The organism is Niallia sp. FSL R7-0271 (genome assembly GCF_038005785.1).
Lineage (GTDB): Bacteria > Bacillota > Bacilli > Bacillales > Cytobacillaceae > Niallia.
Genome location: NZ_JBBOTZ010000009.1, coordinates 1 through 5,827, shown reverse-complemented (window position 1 = coordinate 5,827; position 5,827 = coordinate 1). Strand labels below are relative to the sequence as shown.

Genomic DNA, 5,827 nt, shown 5'->3' with positions numbered 1-5,827 from the left:
GATGTGCTTCAAAAAGCCGAGAATGCCCTTAAAAACGCTTTTGTACGTCGGACTGCTTCTTTATATCCTGAACGTCCTGAAATGCGTTATATGAGCTTTAAAACGGCTGAGAGCATTGTAAGAATTAATTACCAGTACGATAAGTCTGGAACAAAAAAAGCCGTCCCAATTGAGGTAATTGAAAAAACCCTAAATAATCGAAAGCAAGAAATTCAAAGGCTCCAAGGAGAAATTTCTCGTGTAGAACAAACAAAGGGACGCTTGCAGCGTGCAGAAAGTTATTTAAAAGATTTCGAGAAATACCAAGCCATCACTGAAAAATATGAAAATAATCCATTCCTGAAAGGGAAAATGCTTGTTTCCAAATCAGCAAAACGAGAATACGACAATGCAGTAACCGCCCGTGATAGTTATAAGAACTACATGCAGAAGGAAGGCATTACTGGAAGAGCCGACTTTAAGAAACAGGTTGATCAATTAAGCAAAATAGAAACTAGAGTTCCTGAATTTAAAGGGCAAATTCAATCCCAAGAAAAAGGACTTGGCTTGTTAGACGCAATTATGAAAGGCATTGAACAGGCAGGACGAGAAATGACTAGGGAACAACAACGTCAGCAACAGCAACAACGAGCAAGAGGGAAAAGTAGAACAAGAACACGCTCTCAAGGAATGGAACTAGAAATGTAATTCCTCCTTAAAAACAAAAATGGTTGCCTTAATGGCAACCTCATAACCTTCAGGTTTTGCTTAGTTGTAGGAGTTCATTAATTTTTTCGTTTTACGGTTAATAATAAGCGTTGCGACATTACCGACAATTGCAAGTCCGCTAAAAATAAGACTAAGAGTTAACATTTTTCATCCACTCCAATCCTTTTATTGCTTATAAAAGGGGTAGCGTCAGGGAAATGCGGATTTACAACGGTAAGCATTTGATACAAGTCTTATGAGACAGTCAGAAGTCATTTAAAACGCTAATTTCATTATGTCTCAATAAACTCTACTCTATTGGAATTGTGAAGTGATACACTTAAACTAACGTACGCAGGTTTGTTGAATAAGGACTTCAAAAAATACCCTTAATTAAGCTAAAAAGTCCTTCTCTTTATTAAGAAGGACTTTTTTATGTGTTATTCCATTGTCTCATTCATTGTAATAGTTTCGCTTGCTTCATGACCAGATTCTCCATGTCCTGGTCCAAACAAATTCAATATTACAACTCCTACAAGAATCAGTGTTATTCCTGCAATGCTAGCCATGTTAAGTTTTTCCTTCCAAACTAAAACTGAAATTACTGTAGTCAAAACAAGTCCTAAACCTGCCCATAATGCATATGCAGTGTTTAAGGGGATTGTTTTTAGCGACAAGGATAAAAAGAAAAAACAACCAACGAAAGCTATTATTACCCCTATTGTAGGATAGAGTTTTGAAAAGCCTTCAGATGCTTTTAATAGGGAAGAGCCAATAATCTCCCCCACTATTGCAAGTGCTAAATATAGATATGACATTATTCGTCCTCCTGAATCATGTTTATTAGTTCATCAAAAACTTGTGTTTTTAGTTCTTCATTTAATGGTGCCATTCCAAATATTTCTGAAAACCAAAGACCATCTATGGATAATCTTGTAATTGTTATTTTGACAGGATCAATTCCATCAGTTATTAACTTTGTATGCAAAATATCGTATCTCTGCCGGAATTCATCTAATAAATCTGGATTAATAAACATAGCAGCCATTAGTGCGGAATTTAGATTATTGTTTTCTAAATCGGAAAATGTAGATTTAAGATAAGCCCTATTCCATTTTCCTATTGCGTTATCATCGTCGTTATTAACTAACGTATTAATGCATTCGAAATAATTATTTATCCAATCTTCCACCATTCCTTTAATTAATGCTTCCTTGCTAGGAAAATGGTATAATAATCCACCTTTACTCACGCCAGCTCTTTGGGCGACTGCCTCTAATGTGAGTTTGACAACTCCTTCTTCTTTTACAATTTCAGATGCAGCAATCAATATATTTTTTTTCTTATTAGCATGCTTTGAAATAGACATAATAACCTCCATAACTTAGATACATATAATATACCGTCTGGACGGTTTTTTTGTCAATCGAATTAAAGCTCTTATTTAATATCACTCTTTCACATAAAAATAATCCAATAAATTAATCTAAAGATTGTGAAGAAATGTACTTAAAGTAAAGGGAGCTTTAGTTCAACAGTCGATTTCTTAAAATCGGCTTTATTTATGGGTGAAAATTACATTACCGTTGTAAATCCGCATTTTCAGGACTCTACCCCTAAAATAACGTATATCGCAGTATATAGCAAACTAAAATAAAGGGGTCTTTCGCCCCCCTTACAGACAAGGTTTTTGGTTGCCTTAATGGCAACCTTTTTGCCTTTAGGCTAATAACGAAAAACACATAAAATCAGGAGTGGAAAATAAAGGCGAAATACTGCATAACATAGAGAGTGAGAAGGGACAAGTTTTTAAAAGTGGGTTAAACCCTTGATATATATAGTTTTTTGGGACTTTTCATAGTTGGTAATTTTACCAACATTAGTTGGTGATTTTACCAACTATGAAAATATAAAAAAGAGCCGATTATTTTCGGCTCTTGCTTTTTGTTAAACGAGGTAATAAATCAACTGGAAGAGCTTTTAATTGCTTAGGTGGTTTAGGAAACATCGTGTAAAGATGTTCACTAACATTGTCACGATCGCCACAATATAAAATATTTGGATTGATATAAATTGAGTGAGAAATAGCGTTATATTCTTCTGAACCAGTTTGCCCACGAAATATTACATATTTTTTCTCTAAACGCTTTAAAAGCTTAGAAACATCAGATTTATGCTTACCAGTCCGTAAAGCTAATCCTTCTTGTGTTAAAGGCATTTGTGCCTTTGCATTTATATCCTCAACCAAACAATTCGTTTTAAAACCGACATACGGCATTATATCTAATAAAAATGTTTTTTCTGCGGGTGTTAAATATTTTTCAGAGTTTAAATACTCCCAATTCTCTTGAATAAATTGAGCAAATTTAGCTTTGTTTTTTATCTTTCTTTCAGGCACAAGCTTCATTCCTCTAGCATTCGCTTTTGCTTGAAGTTCTTGAGCTATTGCCATTTCTTCATCAGTTAAAATTTTCTCATTCTCTAAATCTCTTAATCTCGCTTTTCTTTCAGCTTCTCTAAAATTCACAACATTTTTTCCCACTACTTTTTCTCTCCCTTATGTAGCAGGAATTAGTCCCGATATGCTAGAATATAAATATAACAAATCAAATAAAGGGACTAATCCCTATGTAGTATTTGAGAAACCGCCAGCCGTCCAAAGCTTTAGGCGGTTTTTCTTATGTCTAATTTCGACAATATCAATAAAACTCCTTTTTTACTACCCATTTTCAATCTTTCCTTGAAGGCTCACAAGTAATTTATCGTCAACTCGTTTCGGTTTATAACCCATCCTATCAATCAAGATACCCTCTATAACCCTCATACGAGCCGTATAAAGCCTATATTCGCTTTCAGCAAAGGCTAAAGTATCTGAATCTATTTCAATCAAATTTGAGCCCTTCTGAACGGTTCTCATGAGGTGGTAACATTTTGTTCTTTCTTCTCTGACCCTTTTTAGCAGCAGTAACAAGTGATATGTATGATAAGTCACCAGTACAGGAAACGGTTTCTCGTAATCTTCTTCAAATACTTCTTTGTTCAGTGAAGGTCGTTCCATCTTCAAGGGAGCTTGACAGAAATCGCATTCGCTTGCGGATTCACTATTTTTTGTTTGGCAATATGAACAAATCAAATTCCCACCTCCTAAAGAATAACCGTTGCCATGAAGGCAACGAAAAATGCCATAAAGGCATTAAGGTTGGTAAGGGGCTTTTTCGCCTTCTGGCATGATTAAGCATTCTTCCTGAACCTCATAAACTAGCTTGTTGTGTTCCTTCGATTTTTCCACATCAATATTTAATAATTTATCTTTGTGTTTCTCTACTGCATCTTTCATTCCGTAGGCTACTTTTTCAGCTTGATCCTCACCAACAATATCAAAATATTTTTCAAAAATGGCTCCTACCTGAATCAATCGACGTGTACGTTCTTTTCTTTCTTTTTGAGCAATTCGGCTCGCAACTTGTTGCTTTCTCGCCTTAATCTGCTCCATTTTTTCCTCTAATTCTTGTAAACGTTCTGCGTCCGTTTTACGTGCCAATTCTAAAACCCTCCTGCATTGCCATATTTTGCTTTTATTATACCTAATTTTCTGCTAGAATACTAGACAGAAGCAGGGAATCGCCCCAATGAGGTGTGGCAATGATTCCCGAAGAACGAAGGGCAAGGGCGCACTTACACATCGTACCGATGTTGTGCGGTTGCTTCGCAACAAAAAGAAAAAACCCTTTGCCGAAATCGGCAAGTTGCTAAAGCAACAAAAGACAAATCGCCTATCGGCGAAGCCAAAACAGAAAAGGAACCACCTTCGGTACTTCCTTTTCCGTTTCGGTCAAAATGGGATTCGCGTAGCGACGAAAGAGAGGTGAGAATCATGGCAATCTATCATTTTTCAGCACAGGTTATTTCAAGAGGGAAGGGACAATCGGCTGTTGCTTCTGCTTCTTATCGTTCAGGTGAACGTTTAACAGATGAACGCACCGGTGAAACCAAATACTATGTTCGAGAAGTGCAACCGGATACTATGATTCTTTCCCCTTCCAATTCTCCTGAATGGGTGCGTGATCGGGAGCGTCTTTGGAATGAAGTCGAGCAATCCGAAAAGAGAAAAGACGCACGATTAGCACGAGAAATAAATATTGCTTTACCTAGAGAGTTAAGCAATGACCAACAAAAAGAATTAATTAAAAACTATGTTCAAGAACAGTTCGTAAATAAAGGCATGATTGCTGATATTGCGATACATAGAGACGATAAAGAAAATCCTCATGCCCATGTCATGTTGACGACTAGAGAAATTACGGCTGATGGATTCGGTCCGAAAAATCGTGACTGGAACAAAAAAGAACTTTTGGAACAATGGCGAGAAGAATGGGCAAACCATGCCAATAAAGCCTTAGAAAGAGAAGGGATTCAAGAGCGAATTTCTCACCTTTCTCATGAAGCACGTGGACTAGAACAACTTCCAACTGTTCATCTTGGCCACGTTGCACATGAGATGGAAAAGCGTGGAGTTCAAACGGAAAAGGGAAATATCAACCGTGACCGTCAAGAATACAACGCTCTTGTCGTGGATCTACAAAAATACCGTGAAGAAAAACAAGCATTAGAGCAAGAGAAGGCTCGCCAGCAGGAACAAAAGCAAAAAGCTGAACGCTTTAATACGGATGCAGAACGTGTTGATTTACAAAATGCTTCTAAAGTTTTAAAGGCTGAACCAACTTTGTCGAAAATTGCCGAAAGACAAAAACAACTTGATAAGTGGGATGAACGATTAAATAAAAATGATAGCTATATCCGTTGGAAAGATGAAACTATCCGAGGAGCTTCCGAACATTTCAGATGGATTCACTCTTTCGAAAAACAAATTCAGGAAGCAGAAAAGCGAATTGAAAATATTAATTGGTTCAACCCATTGAAATTAAAGGAAAATCGACTCACAAAAGAAAGAGCCGAACAAAGCATTTCTAACGCTAAAAATGAAATCAAGTTCCACCATGAAAAGCTTGATTATCACCGTGAAAAGCTCAAATTTGGTACCGAAAAGGAATTTAACCAAGTCAAAAATCAGCATGAAGCAGAACGCCCAGGACTCCTGGAGAAAAACAGAAACAGTCGTCTCCATATCCGTTCTGAACGT

General features: G+C 36.7%; 7 protein-coding genes. 2 read left to right on the top strand and 5 right to left on the bottom strand.

The genetic code is table 11. The annotated features are described in order from the left end of the window. Positions 1-687: hypothetical protein (locus MKX82_RS30390; protein ID WP_341082358.1), on the top strand; the 687-nt coding region annotated here is incomplete at its 5' end. Between the two features lie 440 nt (positions 688-1,127). Here MKX82_RS30390 and qacH read toward each other — a convergent pair. The 5 genes from qacH to MKX82_RS30365 form a co-directional block, all read right to left on the bottom strand. After that, positions 1,128-1,505, bottom strand: coding sequence for a quaternary ammonium compound efflux SMR transporter QacH (qacH, locus tag MKX82_RS30385; protein WP_000121134.1), 378 nt, complete (start codon positions 1,503-1,505; stop codon positions 1,128-1,130). Further along, complete coding sequence (locus tag MKX82_RS30380; RefSeq protein ID WP_061691482.1) at positions 1,505-2,056, bottom strand: TetR/AcrR family transcriptional regulator; 552 nt, start codon at positions 2,054-2,056, stop codon at positions 1,505-1,507. Before MKX82_RS30380 ends, qacH begins: the two co-directional genes overlap by 1 nt. A 555-nt stretch (positions 2,057-2,611) precedes the next feature. Beyond that, the gene (locus MKX82_RS30375) at positions 2,612-3,229 is read right to left on the bottom strand and encodes a MarR family transcriptional regulator (RefSeq protein WP_326135355.1); all 618 of its coding nucleotides are present in this window, start codon (positions 3,227-3,229) and stop codon (positions 2,612-2,614) included. A 177-nt stretch (positions 3,230-3,406) separates the two neighbouring features. Beyond that, positions 3,407-3,745: a hypothetical protein gene (locus tag MKX82_RS30370; RefSeq protein WP_341082355.1), complete on the bottom strand. Its 339-nt coding sequence runs from the start codon at positions 3,743-3,745 to the stop codon at positions 3,407-3,409. 135 nt (positions 3,746-3,880) lie between these two features. Beyond that, positions 3,881-4,228, bottom strand: a complete 348-nt coding sequence (locus MKX82_RS30365) for a hypothetical protein (RefSeq protein WP_118156244.1) — start codon at positions 4,226-4,228, stop codon at positions 3,881-3,883. A 333-nt stretch (positions 4,229-4,561) separates the two neighbouring features. Between MKX82_RS30365 and mobQ the strand changes: the two genes are divergently transcribed. Further along, the coding region (gene mobQ, locus MKX82_RS30360) for a MobQ family relaxase (RefSeq protein ID WP_341082349.1) at positions 4,562-5,827 on the top strand (1,266 nt) is incomplete at its 3' end.